Here is a 21,890-nt window from a genome sequence, read left to right on the forward strand (position 1 = left end):
TTCATCCTCGGCCTGTTAAAGCTGCTCGGACTGGGCCGGAAGTTCGTTCTCAAACTGCCTCGGCGCACCCCTTTCGAAAACTGCCCATCCCTGCTGCCGCCTCACCTCACGATTCTCGGTCATGGTCAACAAGCCGGTGTAACCCTCAAGTGTACTGTCAGGAATACCTTCGAGAAGAGGCAGGCGAGAGCTCAGCAGATAGGCGTCGGCCCCGAGTGCGAATAGCCTGTCGTATTGGCCGGCCAGGGATGGAAAGGTTTTCTGCAGTGAACTTCTAAGCGGTAGTACAGGACGCTCCAGTATCCAGGGGAGATCGGTGAACTGAATATTTTCAAGGTCAGCGTCGCGCACCGGGTCAGGGGAGCCTTCATAAATGACCGAAGAGCCAAACACCGGTAGTGATCCTCCGTAATAGAAGGCGAACATGGGTTTGAGCTGGCGGGCCCGTGCAGGGTCGGCCAGCAGGACCACTGCATCAATATCCTGTCGACGCCGGGGCTCGAACTCAACGTCCATCCCAATCGTTTCCTCTACCCGAATGGCCCGATTGCGGCTCTCGTTGATGCCGAACGCGGTGGCGACGACCTCTCGGAGGCTTTGCTGTGCCTGAAAATGTTGCTCAGCAATCACTCTGCCGCCGAGGCGGCTATGCTCGTCCTGAAACTTCTCTGACAAGCGCAGCCCCCAATCGGTGCCAGGGGCAAACAGGGCTACATTGGCATAGCCTTTCTCATTCAGGCGCTGGGCGATCTCGCGGGCTTCATCATCAGGCGAAAGGCCGAACTGATAGAGGTTCTCTGCAGGTGCCGGAGCGTCTGCCTGAGACTCCAGGTAGTTCAGCGCGAGTACAGGGACGGGTAGTCGCTGCGACTGATCCAGGCTGGCAAGGTCCGACTTGCGAAGGGGGCCAACGACAAGGTCGGGGTTACGTTCAAGAAGCTCCGCATAGACGCTACTGAAATCGCGGTCGTGGGTATCGATAAGTTCCACTGAGGTCGCCTGCTGGCTTTCGTCTTGGTAGTACGCAGCCAGGAAGCCCTCGCGTACCGCTTTGCCGGCGTTCGCAAGCGGCCCGCTTAACGGTAACGCCAGGGCGACGCTCGCGGGACGTTGATCGGGCAGCGCGGCCAGCAGCTCCAGCTCGTCAGGCAGCTGTGACGCTGCAGGGTGTGCCCTCCACCGGGCTTGCCATTGACGGATCAGTCCGCTTTGATCCTCAAGCGAAAGAGCAGGCCCGCGCAATGCCAGAGTCAGTTCAAGCCACCCCTGAAGGTCGAAGTCTTCGGCCCGTTGAGATAGCGCTTCAATGTCTTTTAGCGGGGCACTGGCAAGACTCCGCCAGATACGGTTGCGATGTTCGTGTGCATCTTCGAGAAGGGGAGCTGCATAGATGAGCGTTTGTGCTTCCTCAAGCGGCTGGTCAGCGAGGGCGAAAACCTCTGCCTGTAGCTCTGCTGCACGCCGCTGAAGTTCCAGGTCGGGGTAGTCGGAGAACTGGGTGACAGGCAGGCTCTGGACAAGGTGTCTGGCCCAGCGCTTGTTTGCGGTGTCGACGATGCCCCGCATTGATAGAAGAAACCACTGGTCCTGGTTGGCTTTTTCGAGCTGGGGAACTGAGCCCAGCTGCAACAGGAGCTGTCGAGCAGTTTCATGGTCGCCGCGGATTTGATAGGCATCCGCAGCTTTAAGCAGTAGCCGGCTTCGCTCCTGTGCATTCTCGGCACGTCTGGCGTCCTCAACAAGCTGGTCGGGTCGCGGCGCTTCAGTCTGGGTGGCCGGGTCGGTGCTCAGTGCGCCGCAGCCCGCCAGAAGCAAGACAAGCAGGGCAGCTATCGACTTTGGAGCGAAACGTGGAAGTCGGGGCATGGGATTCTCAACGTAATGAACAGGCTGAAACGGTGCCGGACAAATTAACGGTCGCGGGACGGTATGACAACATGCCGAATCCGCAGCGTCGTGGCTTTACCCTGCGGATCTCTGTAGTAAATGTTGTGGTAGAAACGCGACGTCGGCATCATGGCCGGAATTCTATCAGGTTAGGGCTGAGCAGGCATGGCGACTGAAAAAATACCCCCGCAGGAGACAGGCAGTCTCGCCGTCGTTGCCACGCCTATTGGCAATCTTGGCGATATCACAGAAAGAGCAGTGGCTGCGCTGAAACAGGCTGACTTGGTAGCGGCGGAAGATACACGCCATACCGGCCGGCTTTTGCAGCACCTGGGGCTGAGCAAGTCCATGTTTGCACTGCACGATCACAACGAACGCGCCCAGGTTGAAACTCTACTGGACCGCGTAGAGGCGGGGGAGAATGTAGCGCTTGTGTCGGATGCCGGTACGCCGCTGATTTCTGATCCGGGATATATCGTGGTCCGGCGCGCGCATGAGCGCGGCCTGCGGGTTCTGCCAATACCGGGTGCCTGCGCTGCGATAGCGGCCCTGTGTGTGTCAGGGCTCCCCACCGACCGCTTCGTATTCGAAGGGTTTTTACCTGCCAAGGCGGCAGCTCGGCGATCTCGGCTTGAGGCTCTGGAAGACGAGGCGCGGACTCTGGTGTTCTATGAATCGCCTCATCGACTGATGGCAACCATAGACGTGTTGGTCAGCGTTTTTGGGCCGGAGCGACCTGTGGTGCTGGCTCGAGAGCTTACGAAGGCCTTCGAAACCCTGTACGCCGTTTCGCTGGGTCGTCTTCAGGCGATTGCGCTTGCAGACCCTAACGTGAGTCGTGGCGAGCTGGTACTGGTGGTGGGTGGCGCTGCAGAACAGGTGAACTCTGAAGAGACGTTGTTGGATACCGATCGGCTAATGCGTCGTCTACTACAGGAGTTGCCGGTGAAAACCGCTGTGCGCGTGGTGGCTGACCTCAGCGGTCAGCCACGTAACGCGTTGTATCAGCGGGCACTTACGATTCAGCGAGAGAGCCTGGGAGATTAACGGTTGCCGTTGGCGTCTGGGCGCAGTAATCTTGCCGCTGAGCTCGCTGGGCAGTCGCTGTTCCCTTGGGAATGGAGGAAAGTCCGGGCTCCACAGGGCAGAGTGCCAGGTAACGCCTGGGCGGCGCGAGCCGACGGAAAGTGCAGCAGAAAGTAGACCGCCTAAGCTATGGCTCCTGTAGCCATAGCCGGTAAGGGTGAAACGGTGCGGTAAGAGCGCACCGCGTGACTGGCAACAGTTCACGGCGATGGTAAACCCCACTCGGAGCAAGACCAAATAGGGGTCCTATGGTGCGGCCCGCACTGGACCCGGGTAGGTTGCTTGAGGTTCGCGGTGACGCGGATCCCAGATGAATGACTGCTTTAGACAGAACCCGGCTTATAGGCGAGCTCAATCTTTTCTTTTGCAAAGCAGGGTTGTAGCCCTGCTTTGCGCAATTTCAAGCTTTTCCTCCGCTTTATAACTAAACATTCTTAAACCTCATCCAAACTCTAGATACGCCTTTTAGTAAACTGATTTTCATGTAGTTATTGTCCCCGATTTCGCGATCTTCGCGCGCCGCCTTTCTTAACTCTATGTTTCCTAACAAAATTTAGTTTAGCTTGCGGCTCAGGCCCGGCTTGCATTGCATCCGGTGTGTTCCTATAGTGTCGAAAAGTGGCGTTATGTGGAACAAAGTGGTTTTTAGTGGAGTTTGGATGCGCCGAGTGGGAAGATGTGGCGAGTTGCATCCGGCTTTCATCGCCAACTGGACCGTCTGAATGACAGATTTTCTCGGCGCTCATGCCCTCAACATGGATACGAAAGGTCGCCTGGCTATTCCGACTCGCGTACGCGAGGACCTGGAAGCCAGTTGCGGCGGTCGTGTCGTGTTGACGGCGCATACAAAAGAGCGCTGTCTCGTCATCTATCCTGAGCCTCAATGGCTGGAGGTTCTGCCCCAGGTCCAGGCGCTGCCCAACATGAACAAAGTGGCACGGCGAACACAGAGATTGCTTATCGGCTTCGCCACGCCTTTGGAGCTCGATAGTTCAGGCCGGGTTTTGGTGCCCCCGCCGCTGCGGGAATACGCTGGTTTTGAAAAGAAACTTCAGCTTATCGGGCAGGGTAAAAAGCTGGAGCTCTGGAGCGAAGAGCAGTGGATGCGGTGGCTGGAAGACGATGACGGCGATGACGAGATGCCTGCTGAGATGGCGAATCTTTCTCTGTGATACCCGCCGCGCACACTCACCAGACCGTCTTGCTTGAGGAAGCAGTGTCGGCTCTAGTCACTGCTCCAGGTGGGGTTTACGTCGATGGTACTTTCGGCCGCGGCGGGCACAGCAGGCTGATTCTGGATCGGCTCAATAGCGAGGGACGCTTGCTGGTGATCGATAAGGATCCCGAGGCGATAAAAGAGGCCGAGCTTCTTGCCGCTAGCGATCCACGGGTTCGGGTTCAGCGCGGCTCCTTCGCCAACATAGGAGCGCACATAGACGCTGCGGGCTGGTCATGCATTGATGGCGTCCTGCTTGATCTGGGTGTTTCATCGCCTCAGCTGGATGACCCGGAACGCGGATTCAGCTTCATGCGGGACGGACCACTCGACATGCGTATGGATCCGGATGCGGGGCTTAGTGCCAGTCAATGGCTTGCCGTCACCCCGGAGCAGGAAATAGCCCGGGTGATCTGGGAATACGGCGAAGAGAAATTCTCCCGACGTATCGCCCGGCGCCTGGTAGAGGCCCGCGTGGAGGGGGCCATAAGCACAACCGGAGAGTTGGCCAACCTGATCAGCGAGGCTGTGCCGCGCAAGGAAAAACATAAGCACCCGGCCACCCGAAGCTTTCAGGCCATCAGGATCCACCTGAACAGAGAACTGGAAGATCTGGATGAGGCGTTGACGGCTTGCGCTGAAAGGCTGGCATTAAAGGGGAGGCTAGTCGTCATAAGCTTTCACTCCCTTGAGGACAGGCGCGTCAAGCGCTTCATGCGCTCGCGTTCGCAACCGCCGGTGCTGCCTAAAGGCTTACCTGTGAGGGCGGTAGATTTTGAGCCTGATTTTCGGCTTGTGGGCAAGGCCGTGAAGGCCTCTGGGCCGGAACTTGCGGTCAATGTGCGATCTCGCAGCGCAATCATGCGAACGCTGGAGCGCGTAAGCGCGGCTAAAGAGTAACAGGAGCGTAGGGAGTGGGAGCCAGAACGACAGTACCTTCGCCCCCCAGGCACCAGCGCTTTCGTGACACAGCGCTGATCGGGCTAAGGCTTTCCCGGCAGATTTTTACGGCACTGTGGCAGGCGCCTGTGCTGATTACCTTTGGTCTCGTCTTCTTTCTGGCGGCTTCAGCGATCGGTGTTGTCTTTGCGTCACACCAGAACAGGGTGCTTTTCAACGACCTGAGCAATCTTCAGGAGGAGCGCGACGGCTATCAGCGTGAATGGAGTCAGTTGCTGCTGGAGCAAAGCGCTCTTAGCGCTCAAAGCCGGGTTGAGCAGTTCGCGATACGGGAGCTGGGCATGGCGGTTCCGGGGCGTGAGGACATCGTGATCGTGCCGGTAGGTGGTCGGTACCAGAGGGCTACTCAGTAGTGGTCAGAACAGTAGTGGTCAGAACAGTTATCAGCAAAGTAGCGGACAGATTTGGCTCTGGCATGGAGGCCGGGAATATATTGCCGACCTAACGTGTCGGAGCGTTTCAACTTAGCGGTCGTGATTAGGGTAGTGAGCCAGTATGGCAACGAAGAACAATAAATCGACGCGACCGACCGCCCTGCGGCTGCCTGATGTGGCGCACTGGCGGTATGGCTTCGTCATGTTGTTCGTTCTCGCAGGTGTTGTGGTCCTGACTTGGCGGCTGCTGGACCTGCACGTGGTTGATCAGGAGTTTCTTCGTACTCAGGGTGATGCGCGGACGGTGCGTGTCGAAAGCATCGAAGCGCACCGCGGAATGATCACAGACCGCAATGGCGAGGCCCTGGCGGTCAGCACGCCCGTTCAGACCCTCTGGGTTAATCCAGCCGAAATGAACCTGGACGACCCGCGGCTGGGTGAAGTGGCCTCAGTGCTGGATCTGGACCTGAACGGGTTGCTGGCACGGCTCGCCGCAAACAGCGAACGTCAGTTCCTTTACCTCAAGCGGAAGGTGCAGCCCTCCCTTGCGCGCGATGTGCTCTCGCTCAAGATTCCAGGCGTCTATGCCCGGCGGGAATACAAGCGCTATTACCCGGCTGGCGAAGTGGCTGCACACGTGGTTGGCTTCTCGAACATAGACGAGCATGGCCAGGAAGGGGTCGAGCTGGCCTATAACAGCTGGCTAAGTGGCGAAGTCGGCCGGAAGCGCGTACTTCGCGACCGGAAAGGGAGGTTGATCAAAGATCTGAGCCTTATCGCCGACGCCGCACCGGGTAAGGATGTAAGCCTGAGTATAGATCTCCGACTGCAGTACATAGCTTATCGCGAACTGAAGGCGGCAGTTAGGGCTCATGGCGCTGACGGTGGGACGCTGGTCATGCTGGACGTCCACACAGGTGAAATATTGGCGATGGTCAACCAGACCTCCTACAACCCCAATAATCGTGAGCGCATCGATCCCGCTGACACCCGCAACCGCGCGATTACTGACCTGTTCGAACCTGGCTCGACTGTTAAGCCTCTCACTATCGCCGCAGCACTGGAGAGTGGGCGGTACGCGCCTGAAACTGTCGTCAACACCTCGCCTGGCTATCTGCGTCTTAACGGCTACACCATCCGCGACGCCCGCGACTACGGAAGGCTGTCACTGAGCGAAGTGGTGTACCGCTCAAGTAACGTCGGTACCTCGCGCATTGCTATGGATCTGACCGCGCCAGTTCTGGTTGAGATGTTTTCCCGGGTCGGTTTCGGCCAGAGTGTGAGCATTGGTTTTCCGGGGGAAGGTGTCGGCGTATTACCTGTCCGCTCACGGTGGAAAGACATCGAGCTGGCAACGCTGTCCTACGGGTATGGCCTCAGCGTAAATGCGCTTCAGCTGGCTCAGGCGTACATGGTGCTGGCCAACGGAGGAATCCGGTATCCCCTGAGCCTGGTGTCGTTGGCGGAACCTCCCCAGGGGCAACGGGTTCTGGGCGAGAAAGTGACAGCTCAGGTTCGGCAGATGCTTAGGCAGGTGGTAGAAAAAGGGACAGGGAAGCGGGCGGCAATGCCGATCTACACCAGTGCGGGCAAGACTGGGACCGTTCACCTGGTTGGCAAGGGCGGTTATGAGGATAGTCAGTACAAGGCGGTGTTTGCGGGCATGGCCCCGGCTGATAGTCCACGTATTGTCAGTGTTATCACGATAGATGATCCCAAAGGCGAAGAGTACTACGGCGGAGAAGTTGCCGCGCCTATCTTCGCCCGCGTTATGAGCGATGCGCTGCGACTTCTCAACGTGAAGCCCAACATCCAGCCCACCGTAGCGGGCCAGGCTGTGAATAGCGGCAGCGGGAGCGGTTGACTATGTGTGTGAAGCCCCTGAGCACTCTACTAGCCGGTTTTGCCGAGGTGCCTTCGGTCCTGAATCTGGCCGTGCACGGGCTATCGGCAGATAGCCGTCAGCTGCGCGCCGGAGACGCCTTTGTTGCGCTCAAGGGCTCGGCCGGAGACCCCTGGCGCTACGTTGCCGCGGCGATCGAACGCGGGGCCGTAGCTGTTTTACTCGAGACCGACGGCGAGACAGGTTGTTCTGAACAAGGCAGCGCCCTGGTCGTTAAAGTGCCCCAGCTTACCCAGCACCAGGCTGCTTTGGCCGATCGTTTTTTCGACGCCCCTTCTCAGGCGTTGCATGTTATTGGCGTCACCGGCACCAATGGCAAGAGTTCGGTGACGCGCTACATCGCAGAAATTCTTAACAGCGGTGGCCTGAAAACTGCGACGTTGGGAACGCTGGGGTACGGCTTCAGCGACAGCCTCGCAGAAGCCAGCCACACCACCCCAGACGTGATCTCCGTACATCGCTGGTTGCATGTCTTCAAGCAGCAGGGCGCAAGTGCAGTGGTCATGGAGGTTTCGTCCCATGCCCTGGACCAGGGCCGGGTGGCAAAGGTCCACTTTGAAGGCGCGGTCTACACCAACCTGAGTCGCGACCATCTTGACTATCACGGGACCATGGAAGAGTACGGCGCAGCCAAGGCCAGCCTGTTCACCAATACCCACCTGCGTTTCGCCATTATCAATGCCGACGATCAGTTTGGCCGCGAACTGAGCGAGAAGGTATCCCAGGGTTGTCAGGTCTGGCGCTATACCGCTTCCGCTGACGCTTCGGCAGAACTCAGGCTTCGCCAACTCAACCTGCGCCAGGACGGATTCGATGCGGTGCTTGAGACGCCTTCACAGACGCTGCCGTTGTCGAGCAATCTGCTGGGGCAATTCAATGCCTGCAATATCACTGCAGCGGTGGGGGCTGCCCTTGCGTTGAATATCGAACCGGCCGTAGTCGCTGCTGCAGTGAAGAACATTTCAGCCCCGGCAGGGCGCTTACAGCGCTTCAGTGCCGAAGACGGCCTGCGAGTGGTTGTTGACTACGCGCACTCGCCGGCTGCCCTGGAAACAGCGCTGAATGCACTTGCAGCACACGTAAAAGGCAACCTCTGGTGTGTTTTTGGTTGTGGCGGCGACCGCGATTCGGGCAAGCGGCCGCTTATGGGAGAAATTGCTGAGCGACTGGCGAATGCGGTGGTGCTTACCGATGACAACCCTCGTAGCGAAGACCCTGAGACAATTGTCCAGGGCATTCTTGGTGGGATGAGCGAGCAGGCTAATGTCCACATTGAGCACGACCGCGCTGCAGCGATTGAGTATGCGGTGCGCCAGGCCGGCCCAGAAGACCTAATCCTCGTAGCAGGCAAGGGGCACGAAACGTACCAGGAGCGCGACGGACAAAAACGCGATTTCAGTGACATCCTGACGGTCCAGGAACTGATTAACCGTCGGACCGCGCGAGGGATATTGGCATGATGCGCAGCATGACGCTGTCCGAACTGAGACCGGTATTGAATGCCGAATTGTCAGGCGCTGACCTGGCGTTCACCCGGGTATCGACCGATACGCGTAACTTGCACCGGGGCGACCTTTTCCTGGCTCTGCGGGGCGAAAATTTTGATGGTCACCGGTTCATAGATGAGGCCGTCGCCAAAGGCGCAGTAGCTGTCGTTGCCGAAGAGTGTGCCCAGACCACAGTACCGGTGCTTAAGGTCGCCGACACGCTGCGGGCGCTGGGGCAGATAGCCTCGGTCAACCGCAAAAGGTTTGCCGGGCCCGTGATTGCGGTAACCGGCAGCAATGGGAAAACAACAGTCAAGGAGTTGTTGCGCAGGGTACTGCTGCAGCAGGGGCCCGTGCTGGCAACCCAGGGCAACCTGAATAACGCAATAGGCGCGCCGTTGACCTTGCTGCAACTTGCACCGGAACACAAGGCGGCTGTTATTGAGCTGGGCGCCAGTGGTCCAGGCGAGATCGCCTGGACTGCCAGTCTGGCGGCACCTGAGGTCAGCATCCTTACAAACGCGGGCGAGGCCCACATGGCAGGCTTCGGCAGCTACCAGGGGCTGGTTGAGGCCAAGGGCGAGATCATCTCCGAAACGGCGCGCGAAGGTGTTGTCGTGTTGAACCTGGATGACCCAGCGTTTGAAGTCTGGAGAGCACTGGCTGGCGGGCGCACCGTGGTCTCTGTGTCGGCGCAGGGTAATCAGGAAGCAGACATCTACGCGCGGAACATCGTCGAATCGGCTGCCGGGTTGGTGTTCGAGGCCCGCCAGCGTGACGGCGCTGCATTTTCGATCTCCCTGCGGCTTGCGGGCGTCCATAACGTAGGCAACGCGCTGCTTGCCGTAGCGGCAACGCGTGCAATTGGTGTTGAGGCCGCGGTGATCGAAGCAGGCCTGGCGGCGACTGACCCCGTAAAGGGCAGAATGCAGGTGCTGAGTCTGGGGCCGACGATCACCGTAATAGATGACAGTTATAACGCCAACCCGACCGCCATGCGCGCCGCGCTCAAGACGCTCGGCGAGCGGGGCGGTAACCGCGTCGCGGTATTGGGCGACATGGCCGAGCTGGGCGGTGACGAAGCCTTTCAGCATCAGGAAATAGGCGCGCTCGCACGCAAGCTCGGCATCGACTACCTGTACGTAACGGGTCGCTACGCTGAGGACTATGCACGCGGCTTTGGTGAAGGTTGCAATATCGCCACCAGTCATTCCCGGCTTTTCGACATGCTGGACAATGAGCTTTTCGGAAGCGCCTCGACCAGTGCGGGCCTGCAAGGGGCTGACCAGGTTCGGGTGACTTTACTTGTAAAGGGGTCACGTAGCGCCCGCATGGACCAGATAGTCGCGCTACTCAATGAGAAGGTAAAACCCTGATGCTGTTATGGGCCACGGAGTTTCTGTCGCAGTACATCGGCGCGTTCAGCGTTTTTCAGTACCTGACCCTGCGCGCAATCATGAGTGTTATCACCGCTCTGGTGATCGCTCTTGTGATTGGTCCGATGATGATCCGAAAGCTGGCACAGTATCAGATTGGCCAATCCATCCGGGATGACGGACCCCAGACTCATCTGAGCAAAGCGGGAACCCCAACGATGGGTGGCGCGCTCATATTGGTTGCGATCGCTGTTAGCACCCTGCTATGGGCCGACTTGACCAACCGTTATGTATGGGTGACGTTGCTGGTTACCCTGAGCTTCGGCGCCATCGGCTGGATCGATGACTACCGTAAAGTGGTCGAACGCAACCCCAAGGGCCTCCCCGCGCGGTGGAAATACTTTTGGCAGTCCCTGTTCGGGTTTATTGCTGCTGCGGCTCTCTACTGGGGTTCTGCACTACCGCAGGAAACTTCCCTGTTCGTGCCCTTATTCAAAGACCTCGTTTTCGACATGGGGCCGGTTGCTTTTATCGTGCTGGCCTATTTTGTCGTCGTAGGCAGCAGTAACGCGGTGAACCTCACCGACGGCCTCGACGGACTGGCCATCATGCCGACCGTAATGGTGGCGGGAGCCCTGGCGGTCTTTGCCTACCTTTCCGGTAATACCAATTTTGCGACTTACCTCAATATTCCGCACTTGCCCGGAACCGGGGAGCTGATTATTTTCTGCGGCGCCCTGATCGGCGCGGGGTTGGGTTTCCTCTGGTTCAACACATACCCGGCACAGGTCTTTATGGGCGATGTGGGTGCCCTTGCGCTGGGCGCCGCTCTGGGTATCGTCGCGGTCATCGTGAGACAGGAAATCGTGTTGTTTGTCATGGGCGGTGTCTTCGTCATGGAAACCGTCTCAGTCATGCTGCAGGTCGCGTCGTTCCGCCTCACCGGCAGGCGCATTTTCAGAATGGCGCCTTTGCACCACCATTTTGAGCTGAAAGGCTGGCCCGAACCCCGGGTCATCGTTCGTTTTTGGGTTATCACTGTGGTCCTGGTCCTTGTTGGGCTGGCCACGCTTAAGATTCGATAGGGAAAGCACCAGCTAATGAGCTTGATCGCAACAGACCGCCGCATCCTGGTAGTTGGCCTCGGCCAAACCGGGCTGTCCTGTGTGCGCTATTTGCGCGCACAGGGGTGTGATGTTGTGGTCGCGGACAGCCGGGCAGCGCCCCCGGGGTTGGCCGAGCTGAAGTCGAATTGGCCCGAAGTTGAATGTCATTCCGGCCCGTTCGATCCTGCGCTGTTCCGCAGATTTAACGAATTGCTGGTCAGCCCCGGGGTCAGTCTCGCAGAACCGGCTATTCAGGCGGCGGCGAAAGCCGGTGCGGTGCTCAGCGGCGATATAGACCTGTTCAGCAAAGCAGCTCAGGCGCCCATCGTCGCGATCACGGGCTCCAACGGCAAAAGCACCGTGACGACGCTGGTCGGGGAGATGGCCAGGGGCGCCGGGTTACGGGTGGCAGTTGGCGGTAATATCGGCGTTCCGGCGCTGGACCTGTTGGACGAAGCGGTGCAGCTGTACGTGCTCGAACTGTCCAGCTTTCAGCTGGAAACGACAGACGTACTGGGCGCCCGAGCCGCCACGATCCTCAACATCAGCGACGACCATATGGACCGGTATGCCAGTCGCATGGATTACTTTCAGGCCAAGCAGCGCATTTTCCGCGGATGCCGGGTGGCCGTTGTCAATGTGGATGAACCTCTGAGCCAGCCACTGCTGCGTGATGATATGGCGGTGAGGTCCTTTGCCGTGGACCGGGTCAATCCCGATACTTTCAGTACCCGCACTGATGAAGGCGAACGCTGGGTGACCTGGGGCTTCGATAACCTGATCCCGGTCCGGGAGCTCGGTGTCAAAGGCGATCACAATATTGCCAATGTCATGGCCGCCCTGGCGCTCGGCCAAGCGGCAGAGCTACCGTTCGAAGCCATGGTCGAAGCGATCAAACAGTTCCGCGGCCTGCCCCATCGCTGCCAGCTGGTGCGCGAGGTTTGTGGGGTGAACTACATCAACGATTCGAAAGGCACGAACGTCGGCGCCAGCGTTGCCGCCATCAACAGCCTTGCCGATGGCGAACACAAGATTGTTCTGATCGCGGGCGGCGACGGCAAAGGCGCGGACTTTTCGCCGCTGGCAAAGCCTGTGGCCGCGCATTGTAGAGCGTTGATCACATTGGGGCGGGATGCTGATCGTCTGATGGCTGTCCTGTCCGGGCAGGTGCCTGTCGCCGAAAAAGTAAACGCCATGGCCGATGCGGTAGCGCGCGCGGCAGATCTGGCGCAGCCCGGTGATACGGTACTGCTCTCTCCCGCATGCGCCAGCCTCGATATGTTCCGTAATTTTGAGGACCGTGGCGAGCAGTTCGCCAGGGCGGTGGAGGCGCTATGAAAATCTCCGCCATCACGCCGGAACAGATAGCCAGCAGCCCTTACGCGATGCTCTGGCTGCTGCTGTTCTGCGCGGGCACCCTGTTACTGGCGGGATTGACCATCGTTGGCTCGGCTTCTATCGATGTTGCCGCGCAGATGTACGGCAACAGCTTCTACTTCATCGTGCGCCAGAGTGTCTACATTGGCATTGGCCTTATTGTTGCCCTGTTGGTCGCAAATGTGCCAATGGCCTGGTGGCTGAAAAGCGGTTGGCTGCTGCTGTTTGTCGCTTTTACTCTGTTGGTGCTGGTGCTGACGCCTCTGGGGCTGAGTGTAAATGGCAGCACCCGCTGGATCCCCCTCGGGATTTTCAACGTACAGGTGTCGGAGCCTGCGAAACTGTTTCTCATAGCCTACCTGGCAGGCTACCTGGTAAGGCGGCAGGACGAAATCGACCGTAGCTGGGCCGGATTCCTCAAACCAGTAGGCGTGCTGGGACTGGCGGCTTTGCTGCTGGTCATCGAGCCCGATTTTGGCGCCACAGTGGTTTTGATGGCGTCGGCGCTAGGCATGATTTTCCTGAGCGGCGTGCGCCTGTCCCGTTTTGTTCCGTTGATCGCAGTCTGTTTTGGTCTGGGTGTGGCCCTGATTGTGTTTCAGCCGTACCGGCTCAAACGGGTAGTGGCTTACCTCGATCCCTGGAAAGATCAGTTCGATACGGGGTACCAGCTCACGCAATCTCTCATCGCGTTCGGCAGAGGCGAGTGGTTGGGTGTCGGGCTGGGCAACTCGGTACAGAAGCTGTTTTTCCTGCCGGAAGCACATACGGATTTCATCTTCTCAATCCTTGCGGAAGAGTTCGGGCTGGGCGGCTCGCTGACCATGCTTCTGATGTTTGGTCTGCTGGTTTATGTGGGTTTTCGAATTGCCTTCAACGCCGGCCAGGTCGGCCATCTGTTTTCCAGCTACTTTGCCTACGGCGTGACACTGATGCTGGGGTTACAGGCTTTCATCAACATGGGCGTGAGCACTGGTTTGCTGCCGACCAAAGGGTTGACCTTGCCACTGGTGAGCTACGGCGGCAGCAGCATGCTCACCTGCTGCGCCTGCATTGGCATCCTGGCCCGGGTTGAGATGGAGCGAGTCGACGCCATGCTTCAGGGCAGCAAGAAAGCCAAGGGAGCACGCTATGAGTAAGCGCTTCCTGGTTATGGCCGGGGGCACCGGCGGCCATGTTTTCCCGGCACTGGCAACCGCCAGGATGTTGCAGCAGTTGGGTCATGAGGTTCAGTGGCTTGGTTCCCGAGGAGGTATGGAGGAACGTCTGGTTAAAGCAGCTGACATGCCAGTGACGCTTATCCGGGTGTCCGGTCTGCGCGGCAAAGGCCGGCTCGCGCTGGCGGGCGCGCCGTTCACTTTGGTAAGCGCAGTATGGCAGGCGAGCGCTCTGCTGCGCAGGGCACGCATCGATTGTGTGATCGGGATGGGCGGGTTTGCTTCGGGACCGGGCGGGCTCGCCGCCTGGTTGATGCGCAAGCCGCTGGTCATCCATGAGCAGAATGCGGTCGCCGGCCTGACTAACCGGGTTCTGTCGCGCTTCGCAACGACTGTGCTGGAGGCTTTTCCCAAAAGCTTTGGGCCGAACGTTGTTACGCGACTGACCGGCAACCCGGTACGACGGGAGTTCAGCCTTATCGAACCACCGCCACAGCGTTTCGCCGCAAGGGCGGGACAGCCCCTGCACCTGTTGGTGTTGGGCGGAAGCCTGGGTGCCCAGGCCATCAATATCATGGTGCCGGAGGCGCTGGCGCTGCTGGCAGCCGATGCTAGGCCACAGGTACGGCACCAGGCCGGCGAACGTCACCTGGCAAAAACCCAGGAAGATTATGAGAAGAGAGGGATCACCGCGGAGGTCGTGCCTTTCATCGAAGACATCGACGCTGCGTATGGCTGGGCTGATCTGGTGCTATGTCGGGCCGGGGCGTTGACTGTCGCTGAGCTCTGCGCCGCGGGCGTTGGCGCCATCCTGGTGCCATTTCCGCACGCAGTGGACGACCACCAGACTCGCAATGGCAAGTTCATGGTTGATGGTGAAGCAGCACTTATGGTCGCCCAGAGCGAGCTGGAACCTAACGCGCTCGCGGGGATCTTGTCAGAATTCGCATCGGATCGGCCTCGCTTGCTAGCAATGGCCGAGGCCGCCCGTAAGCTAGCGCGCCCGGATGCTACCGAGCGCGTCGTAAATTATTGCTTGGAGGCTGCAAATGCCAGTCAGTAACAGCCAGCCATTGGCGTACCAGGTGCCCGAGATGCGTCGCATTCGCCGCATTCATTTTGTCGGCATCGGTGGCGCAGGCATGAGCGGCATCGCGGAAGTCATGTATAACCAGGGCTACGAAGTCAGCGGCTCGGACCTGAAGTCCAGCGCGGTTACCCAGCGACTTGAAGAATTGGGCCTGGCCCTGTTTGAAGGGCACCGGGAAGAGAACGTGGCAGGTGCTGATGTAGTCGTCATTTCCAGCGCTGTTGCCGAGGACAACCCGGAGGTTATTGAGGCCCGCTCCCGGCGGGTACCGGTAGTGCCGCGGGCCGAGATGCTGGCCGAGATCATGCGTTACCGCCACGGAATCGCCGTTGCGGGTACGCATGGCAAGACGACGACGACCAGCTTTATTGCCTCGATCTTTGGCGCAGCCGGACTGGATCCCACGTTCGTAATTGGTGGGCGGCTCAACAGCGCAGGCGTTAATGCCCAGCTCGGCGGCTCGCGGTATCTGGTAGCCGAAGCCGACGAAAGCGACGCGTCCTTTCTGCACCTGACCCCGGTCGTTTCGGTCGTTACCAATATCGACGCGGACCACATGCACACCTATGGCGGCGATTTCGGAAAACTGAAACACACCTTTGTGGAGTTTCTCCACAACCTGCCGTTCTACGGTTTGGCTGTGATGTGTACTGATGACCCGACGGTTCGCGATGTCCTGCCCGATATATCGCGCGCGGTATTGACCTACGGTTTTAACGATGAGGCAGATTACCGGGCCGAGAATGTCCGTAGCAGCGGCATGAGTACAACCTTTCGCGCCTGCAGGCCGGACGGCCACGGTGACCTCGAAATCAGCTTGCAGATGCCGGGGCGGCACAACGTATTGAATGCCCTGGCCGCCATCGCGGTAGCAACGGATGAAGGTCTGGCCGACGAGGCGATCACAACGGGACTTTCCCAGTTTGGCGGGGTAGGTCGCCGCTTCCAGGTATACGGAGACTTCAGTATCGGTGCCGGGAGCGTGACTCTGGTGGACGACTATGGCCATCACCCACGCGAAGTCGAAGCGGTAATTCAGGCCGTCCGTGAGGCCTGGCCGGGACGGCGCCTTGTGATGGTCTATCAGCCTCACCGATACAGCCGGACACGCGACCTCTATGAAGACTTTGTACGGATACTCTCGGGCACCGATGCGCTGCTGCTGATGGATGTATACAGCGCAGGCGAGCCGCGAATCCCGGGCGCGGACAGCCCCAGTCTGTGTCGCAGCATCCGTCAGCGGGGCGAAATTGAGCCTGTGTTCGTTAAAGGTCCGGAGGAGGTCGCGCCCCTGTTGGCGAACATTCTTCAAGACGGTGATCTGTTGATTACCCAGGGCGCTGGGGATATTGGCGCATTGGCCGCCCGGCTGGGCGCGACCCACTTGAAAGAAAGCGGTCAGATTAAGGCAGGTACGAAGTAATGACTGGCAGCGAATTCCAGATCGACCGTGAAACCCGCCGCCGCCTCGGCCGGGTGGCCGTTTTCATGGGCGGCGACTCAGCCGAGCGGGCAGTTTCACTGAACAGCGGCAAGGAGGTCCTGTTGGGCCTGCAAAAGGCGGGTGTCGACGCCTACGGCATTGATGTGCATGGGGAAGATATTCTCCCGCTTGTGCATGCTCGTCAGTTCGATCGGGTGTTCATTGCTCTGCACGGCCGTGGCGGCGAAGACGGTACGCTCCAGGCCATCCTCGAGCAGGCCGGCATTCCGTATACAGGCAGCAACGTGATGGCATCTGCGCTGGCCATGGACAAGCTCCGGACTAAATATGTATTTGCCGGGGCAGGATTACCGACTCCGGCGTTTCGCCTGATGACCGAAGTAGACCAGGCAGTAGGCATTTTTGCTGAACTGGGCTCGCCACTTAGTGTCAAGCCTGCGCGGGAAGGCTCCAGTATCGGTGTTCGCCGGGTTGAGAGTGGCTCGGAGCTGGCAGAAGCCTTTACTGCCGCTGCAGCTCATGACCCGATGGTGCTGGTCGAGCGCTGGATCGACGGTTCGGAATTTACCGTTGCTGTGCTGGGGGACAGTGCGCTGCCAGCGATCGGGTTGAGTACAGACCACGCTTTTTACGATTACGACGCCAAATACCTGGCTAACGATACCCGGTATCTGGTGCCCTGCGGTCTCCCCGAAGCTGAAGAAGCGTACTTACAGGAACTGTCGGTCGCTGCTTTTCGCGTGCTCGGCTGCCGGACCTGGGGCCGGGTTGATGTGATGCGCGATGCTACCGGCGGCTTCTGGTTGCTTGAGGTTAACACGGTGCCCGGCATGACCGACCACAGCCTGGTGCCCATGGCGGCAAGAGCGGCGGGCATTGAATTTCCTGAGCTGGTGGTTCGGATCCTCAAGGACACGCTGGAGACGCAGTCATGCTGAACAATCTGTTCATCCGCTACCGTCATCGGGATATTGAGGAGCGGCCCCGGGGCGCCACCCGATCGGAGCCCGACACTGTTCAGTTCTGGCGGCAGGCCCTGCTTCAGGTAGCACGGACCATGCCATGGACTCATCTGGGGTTGGCGCTTGCCGTAGCGTTGGCTGCTGGGTCGATCCCCTGGTTGAGCAGTCACGCGCTGGACGCGATGGATCGGGAGATCACCCGGATAACCGTCGATGGCGACCTCCGGGGTGTGCAGCGGTCAGAGCTTGAGGGACGTCTGCAGCCCTGGCTGGGACGTAGCTTCTTTGCGAGTGACCTGGAAGACATAAAGGCCGCGATCGAGCAGGAGCCGTGGGTCGACACAGCCGCTGTACGCAGGGTCTGGCCAGGCGGCTTGAGCATAGAGGTCGTTGAGCATGTTCCCGTCGCGTTCTGGAACAATAGCAACCTGATGACGCGCAAGGGCGAAGTCATCAGCCCGGCGTCAGTTGCAGCGGCAGGCAATTTGCCCCAGCTCAGCGGGCCGTCAGACAGGGCCCGGGAAGTGCTTGACACCGCCCAGCAGATCTCGGCGCGGCTGGGACAGGCCGACTTGCGCCTGGCCAGCCTGAGCCAGGAGGCCCGGGGGGCCTGGACCCTGCAACTCGATAATGGCGTTACCGTTGAACTGGGCCGCGACCGCCTGGAGCAGCGTCTGGAGCGTTTTCTTTCTGTCTACCGCAGCCATCTGAAAGCACGCATTTCGGAAGTGGTAGGCGTCGACGCTCGCTACAGTAATGGCATCGCCGTGCGTTGGAAAGACGACGGCCAGGAACAAATTTGACCATGAGCAACAGGAAATATACCCATGCCAGCGGCTGAACCGGAAAACATGATCGTAGGCCTTGATATAGGCACTTCAAAGGTCGTCGCTATCGTTGGCAAGCGCAAGCTTGACGGTGCGATAGAAGTAGCCGGTATTGGCTCGCATCCGTCTCGCGGCCTCAAGCGTGGGGTTGTCGTCAATATAGAGGTTACGGTTCAGGCTATTCAACGGGCGGTGGAAGAAGCCGAGCTGATGGCCGGTTGCCGTATTCATTCGGTCTTCGCGGGTATTGCCGGCAGTCATATCCGCAGCATGAACTCCCATGGCATCGTCGCGATACGCGACCGCGAAGTAACCCAGGCCGATATCGATCGGGTCATCGACGCCGCCCAGGCTGTCGCGATCCCGGCGGATCAGAAAATCCTGCATATCCTGCCGCAGGAGTTTGTGATCGATAACCAGGAAGGTATCAAGGAGCCGTTGGGCATGTCTGGCGTCAGGTTGGAGGCCAAGGTGCACTTGGTTACCTGCGCCGTGAACGCGGCCCAGAACATCGAAAAATGCGTTCGACGCTGCGGGCTCGAAGTAGATGACATCATCCTCGAACAGCTGGCCTCAAGTTACGCGGTACTGACGGATGATGAGAAAGAACTGGGCGTTTGCGTGGTCGACATCGGCGGCGGCACGACGGATATCGCCATCTTCACCGGCGGCGCCATCCGCCACACGGCCGTGATCCCCATTGCTGGTGATCAGGTCACCAATGACATTGCGATGGCCTTGCGTACGCCCACGCAGAACGCGGAAGAGATCAAGACCAAATATGCCTGTGCGCTAACTCAGCTAGCGGGCGCAGACGAGACCATCAAAGTCCCCAGTGTGGGCGATCGCCCGCCTCGGGATCTCTCCCGCCAGGCCCTGGCGGAGGTGGTTGAGCCTCGCTACGAAGAACTTTTCACCCTGGTGCAGTCCGAGCTTCGGCGCTCCGGGTTCGAGGAGATGATACCCGCCGGCATCGTTTTGACCGGGGGCTCGGCAATCATGGAGGGCGTGATAGAGCTGGCGGAAGAGATCTTCCACATGCCGGTACGTCTGGCTGAGCCCCAGGGCGTGAGCGGTATGACCGATGTTGTCAGCAATCCGATTTATTCCACCGGCGTCGGCCTGCTTATCTACGGGTATAAACAACTTGAACTGGGCCGGGGCCCGGCAATGCGCGGCGAACAACCCGTGTCGTTGCTGGAGAGAATGAAAGGCTGGTTTACCGGTCAATTCTGAAGGTAAGCGAGTCGACAGAATCGCTACGACGTAGCAAGCATGACGTTGGTAGTGACGCGAAGTGCCGGGGGCAGAGCCCCAACCTTTCGCTAGGAACGGAAGGCAGCACGAGCGGAAAGCAGTATCCACGAAGGTCAACAACATTAAAGGCGTTCTAGCGCCTGAGTAGCCACGAAGGAGAGGGGACATGTTCGAACTGGTAGACAACGTTCAACAAAACGCAGTGATAAAAGTCGTCGGCGTAGGCGGTGGCGGTGGCAATGCCGTGCGCCACATGCTCAACAGCGATGTTGAGGGCGTCGATTTCATCTGTGCGAATACTGATGCACAGGCGCTCACCAACCTGGAGGCCAAGTCGGTCATTCAGCTGGGTGGCAACATCACCAAAGGGCTTGGCGCTGGTGCCAATCCGGAAATCGGCCGTCAGTCGGCAATGGAAGATCGGGACCGCATCGCCGAATCACTCAAAGGCGCTGACATGGTCTTCATCACCGCGGGGATGGGCGGCGGTACAGGTACTGGTGCAGCGCCGATTGTTGCGGAAGTTGCCCGGGAGATGGGCATTCTGACCGTCGCGGTCGTAACCAAGCCGTTTTTATTCGAAGGCAACAAGCGAATGAAAGTTGCCGAAGCGGGGCTTGCGGCACTGCATTCCACCGTCGATTCACTGATCACCATTCCCAACGAGAAGTTGCTGGCGGTGATGGGCAAAAATACCAGCCTGCTGGACGCGTTTGCTGCGGCGAACGACGTGCTGCTGGGTGCGGTCCAGGGTATTGCCGATCTGATCACCCGCAACGGGATGATCAACGTCGACTTTGCTGACGTGAAGACCGTGATGTCGGAAATGGGCATGGCCATGATGGGTACGGCGACCGCCACCGGCGAAAACCGCGCGCGCGAAGCCGCAGAAGCAGCGATTCGCAGCCCGCTGCTGGAAGATATCAATCTGCAGGGCGCCCGAGGCATCCTCGTCAACATCACGGCCGGAATGGACCTCAACCTCGGCGAGTTTACCGAAGTGGGCAACGTGGTGCGTGAGTTCGCGTCTGACGCGGCTACGGTAGTGGTCGGCACGGTAATTGATCCAGAGATGGAAGAGAAGCTGAAGGTGACCGTCGTCGCTACCGGCCTGGGTGCGGAGCCCGAGAAGCCCACCAAAGTCGTCGACAATACCAAGTCACTCGATGGCAAAACCGATTACAACCAGCTGGATCGTCCTGCGGTTCTGCGTCGTCGTGCTGTGTCCCATGGTAATACCGCGTTGGACCATAAAGCCGATGGCCAGACCGAGCAGTCCGTCGACTATCTGGATATCCCTGCATTTCTCCGCCGTCAGGCGGACTGATCAGGGGCGCTAGTGCGGACCGCTCGCATCTCGGTAATTCCCAAGGTGATTAAATGGTGTACACCTGGGGGTTCTGCTAAGATGGCGACAGTTTTTGCATTTATTTTGGGCTCCATTTGTTACGGAAATGCTACTAATGATCAGACAGCGCACGCTCAAGAATACTATCCGTGCGACCGGAGTGGGGCTTCACTCAGGTGAGAAGGTCTATCTGACCCTCAAACCAGCTCCGGTCGATTCAGGTATCGTTTTCCGTAGAACGGACCTGAACCCTGTTGTCGAAATTCTGGCTCACGCCGAGAATGTGGGTGAAACCATGCTATCGACGACTCTGGTAAAGGATGGTGTTCGGGTTGCAACCATAGAACACCTGCTGTCGGCCATGGCTGGACTGGGCATTGATAACTGTTATGTCGAGTTAAGTGCAGCGGAAGTTCCCATTATGGACGGGAGCGCCGGGCCGTTTGTGTTCCTGTTGCAGTCTGCAGGCATTGCCGAGCAGGATGCGCCCAAGAAATTCATTCGTATCAAGCGGGAAGTCACGTTGAAGGAAGACGACAAAACGGCGACCTTCGTGCCGTTTGAAGGCTTCAAGGTCGGCTTTGGTATCGATTTCGATCATCCTGTTTTCCAGGGGCGGTCGCAGTACGCCTCGGTAGATTTCTCCAGCACGTCATTTGTGAAAGAGGTTAGCCGGGCCCGCACTTTTGGCTTCATGCGGGACATCGAAAAGCTACGGTCTATGAATCTGGCGCTCGGCGGTTCGGTTGAGAACGCTATCGTGGTTGACGACTACCGGATTCTCAATGAAGACGGCCTTCGCTACGACGACGAATTCGTCAAGCACAAGGTGTTGGACGCCATCGGGGACCTGTACCTCTTGGGAAATAGCCTGATAGGCGAGTTTCAGGGTTACAAATCGGGCCACGACCTCAACAACAAGCTCTTGCGCAAACTGATTAAAGAAGAGGATGCCTGGGAAGTCGTCACGTTTGAGGACGAGGCCACAGCGCCTATTTCGTACCTTAAGCCTGTCCTGGCAGCGCACGCCTGA

General features: G+C 58.9%; 18 protein-coding genes and 1 other RNA gene. 18 read left to right on the plus strand and 1 reads right to left on the minus strand.

From position 1 onward, the window contains the following. Positions 1–15 precede the first annotated feature (15 nt). Positions 16–1,866, minus strand: coding sequence for a penicillin-binding protein activator (locus tag soil367_RS03820; RefSeq protein ID WP_136547048.1), 1,851 nt, complete (start codon positions 1,864–1,866; stop codon positions 16–18). A gap of 186 nt (positions 1,867–2,052) precedes the next feature. Between soil367_RS03820 and rsmI the strand changes: the two genes are divergently transcribed. The 18 genes from rsmI to lpxC all read left to right on the plus strand — a co-directional run bounded on the left by rsmI (position 2,053) and on the right by lpxC (position 21,890). Then, a complete protein-coding gene (rsmI, locus tag soil367_RS03825; RefSeq protein ID WP_136547050.1) occupies positions 2,053–2,934 on the plus strand; it encodes a 16S rRNA (cytidine(1402)-2'-O)-methyltransferase in 882 nt (293 codons plus the stop codon). A 38-nt stretch (positions 2,935–2,972) separates the two neighbouring features. Beyond that, positions 2,973–3,331: RNase P RNA component class A (gene rnpB / locus soil367_RS03830), an RNA gene on the plus strand. Between the two features lie 364 nt (positions 3,332–3,695). Then, positions 3,696–4,145, plus strand: a complete 450-nt coding sequence (gene mraZ / locus soil367_RS03835; protein ID WP_136547052.1) for a division/cell wall cluster transcriptional repressor MraZ — start codon at positions 3,696–3,698, stop codon at positions 4,143–4,145. Continuing rightward, positions 4,145–5,089: a 16S rRNA (cytosine(1402)-N(4))-methyltransferase RsmH gene (gene rsmH / locus soil367_RS03840; protein ID WP_425459974.1), complete on the plus strand. Its 945-nt coding sequence runs from the start codon at positions 4,145–4,147 to the stop codon at positions 5,087–5,089. The genes mraZ and rsmH overlap by 1 nt, the downstream gene beginning before the upstream one ends. Before the next feature lie 14 nt (positions 5,090–5,103). Next, a complete protein-coding gene (gene ftsL, locus soil367_RS03845; protein ID WP_136547057.1) occupies positions 5,104–5,502 on the plus strand; it encodes a cell division protein FtsL in 399 nt (132 codons plus the stop codon). A 142-nt stretch (positions 5,503–5,644) separates the two neighbouring features. Then, positions 5,645–7,387: a peptidoglycan D,D-transpeptidase FtsI family protein gene (locus soil367_RS03850; protein WP_136547059.1), complete on the plus strand. Its 1,743-nt coding sequence runs from the start codon at positions 5,645–5,647 to the stop codon at positions 7,385–7,387. 2 nt (positions 7,388–7,389) lie between these two features. Beyond that, positions 7,390–8,886 (plus strand): UDP-N-acetylmuramoyl-L-alanyl-D-glutamate--2,6-diaminopimelate ligase, encoded by a 1,497-nt coding sequence (locus tag soil367_RS03855; protein ID WP_136547061.1) that lies wholly within the window; start codon positions 7,390–7,392, stop codon positions 8,884–8,886. 8 nt (positions 8,887–8,894) lie between these two features. Then, a complete protein-coding gene (locus soil367_RS03860; RefSeq protein ID WP_246065507.1) occupies positions 8,895–10,289 on the plus strand; it encodes a UDP-N-acetylmuramoyl-tripeptide--D-alanyl-D-alanine ligase in 1,395 nt (464 codons plus the stop codon). Beyond that, entirely contained in the window at positions 10,289–11,374 is a 1,086-nt protein-coding gene (gene mraY / locus soil367_RS03865) for a phospho-N-acetylmuramoyl-pentapeptide-transferase (protein WP_136547065.1), read from the plus strand. The genes soil367_RS03860 and mraY overlap by 1 nt, the downstream gene beginning before the upstream one ends. Positions 11,375–11,389: 15 nt before the next feature. Then, positions 11,390–12,733 carry a UDP-N-acetylmuramoyl-L-alanine--D-glutamate ligase gene (gene murD, locus soil367_RS03870; RefSeq protein ID WP_136547067.1) on the plus strand — a complete coding sequence of 448 codons (1,344 nt, stop codon included), beginning with the start codon at positions 11,390–11,392 and terminating at the stop codon, positions 12,731–12,733. After that, positions 12,730–13,911, plus strand: a complete 1,182-nt coding sequence (ftsW, locus tag soil367_RS03875; protein ID WP_136547069.1) for a putative lipid II flippase FtsW — start codon at positions 12,730–12,732, stop codon at positions 13,909–13,911. The genes murD and ftsW overlap by 4 nt, the downstream gene beginning before the upstream one ends. Beyond that, on the plus strand, positions 13,904–14,992 hold the full coding sequence (gene murG, locus soil367_RS03880) for an undecaprenyldiphospho-muramoylpentapeptide beta-N-acetylglucosaminyltransferase (protein WP_136547072.1): 1,089 nt from the start codon (positions 13,904–13,906) through the stop codon (positions 14,990–14,992). Before ftsW ends, murG begins: the two co-directional genes overlap by 8 nt. After that, entirely contained in the window at positions 14,979–16,442 is a 1,464-nt protein-coding gene (gene murC / locus soil367_RS03885; RefSeq protein ID WP_136547074.1) for a UDP-N-acetylmuramate--L-alanine ligase, read from the plus strand. The genes murG and murC overlap by 14 nt, the downstream gene beginning before the upstream one ends. Continuing rightward, positions 16,442–17,401 (plus strand): D-alanine--D-alanine ligase, encoded by a 960-nt coding sequence (locus soil367_RS03890; protein ID WP_136547076.1) that lies wholly within the window; start codon positions 16,442–16,444, stop codon positions 17,399–17,401. Before murC ends, soil367_RS03890 begins: the two co-directional genes overlap by 1 nt. Further along, complete coding sequence (locus tag soil367_RS03895) at positions 17,395–18,228, plus strand: cell division protein FtsQ/DivIB (RefSeq protein WP_136547078.1); 834 nt, start codon at positions 17,395–17,397, stop codon at positions 18,226–18,228. Before soil367_RS03890 ends, soil367_RS03895 begins: the two co-directional genes overlap by 7 nt. Before the next feature lie 24 nt (positions 18,229–18,252). Next, positions 18,253–19,488, plus strand: a complete 1,236-nt coding sequence (gene ftsA, locus soil367_RS03900; protein WP_136547080.1) for a cell division protein FtsA — start codon at positions 18,253–18,255, stop codon at positions 19,486–19,488. Positions 19,489–19,675: 187 nt separating this feature from the next. Continuing rightward, positions 19,676–20,836 (plus strand): cell division protein FtsZ, encoded by a 1,161-nt coding sequence (gene ftsZ / locus soil367_RS03905; RefSeq protein ID WP_136547082.1) that lies wholly within the window; start codon positions 19,676–19,678, stop codon positions 20,834–20,836. Positions 20,837–20,972: 136 nt separating this feature from the next. After that, a complete protein-coding gene (gene lpxC / locus soil367_RS03910; protein ID WP_136547084.1) occupies positions 20,973–21,890 on the plus strand; it encodes a UDP-3-O-acyl-N-acetylglucosamine deacetylase in 918 nt (305 codons plus the stop codon).

Origin of the sequence: Hydrocarboniclastica marina, assembly GCF_004851605.1 — a bacterium.
Taxonomy (GTDB): Bacteria; Pseudomonadota; Gammaproteobacteria; order Pseudomonadales; family Oleiphilaceae; genus Hydrocarboniclastica; species Hydrocarboniclastica marina.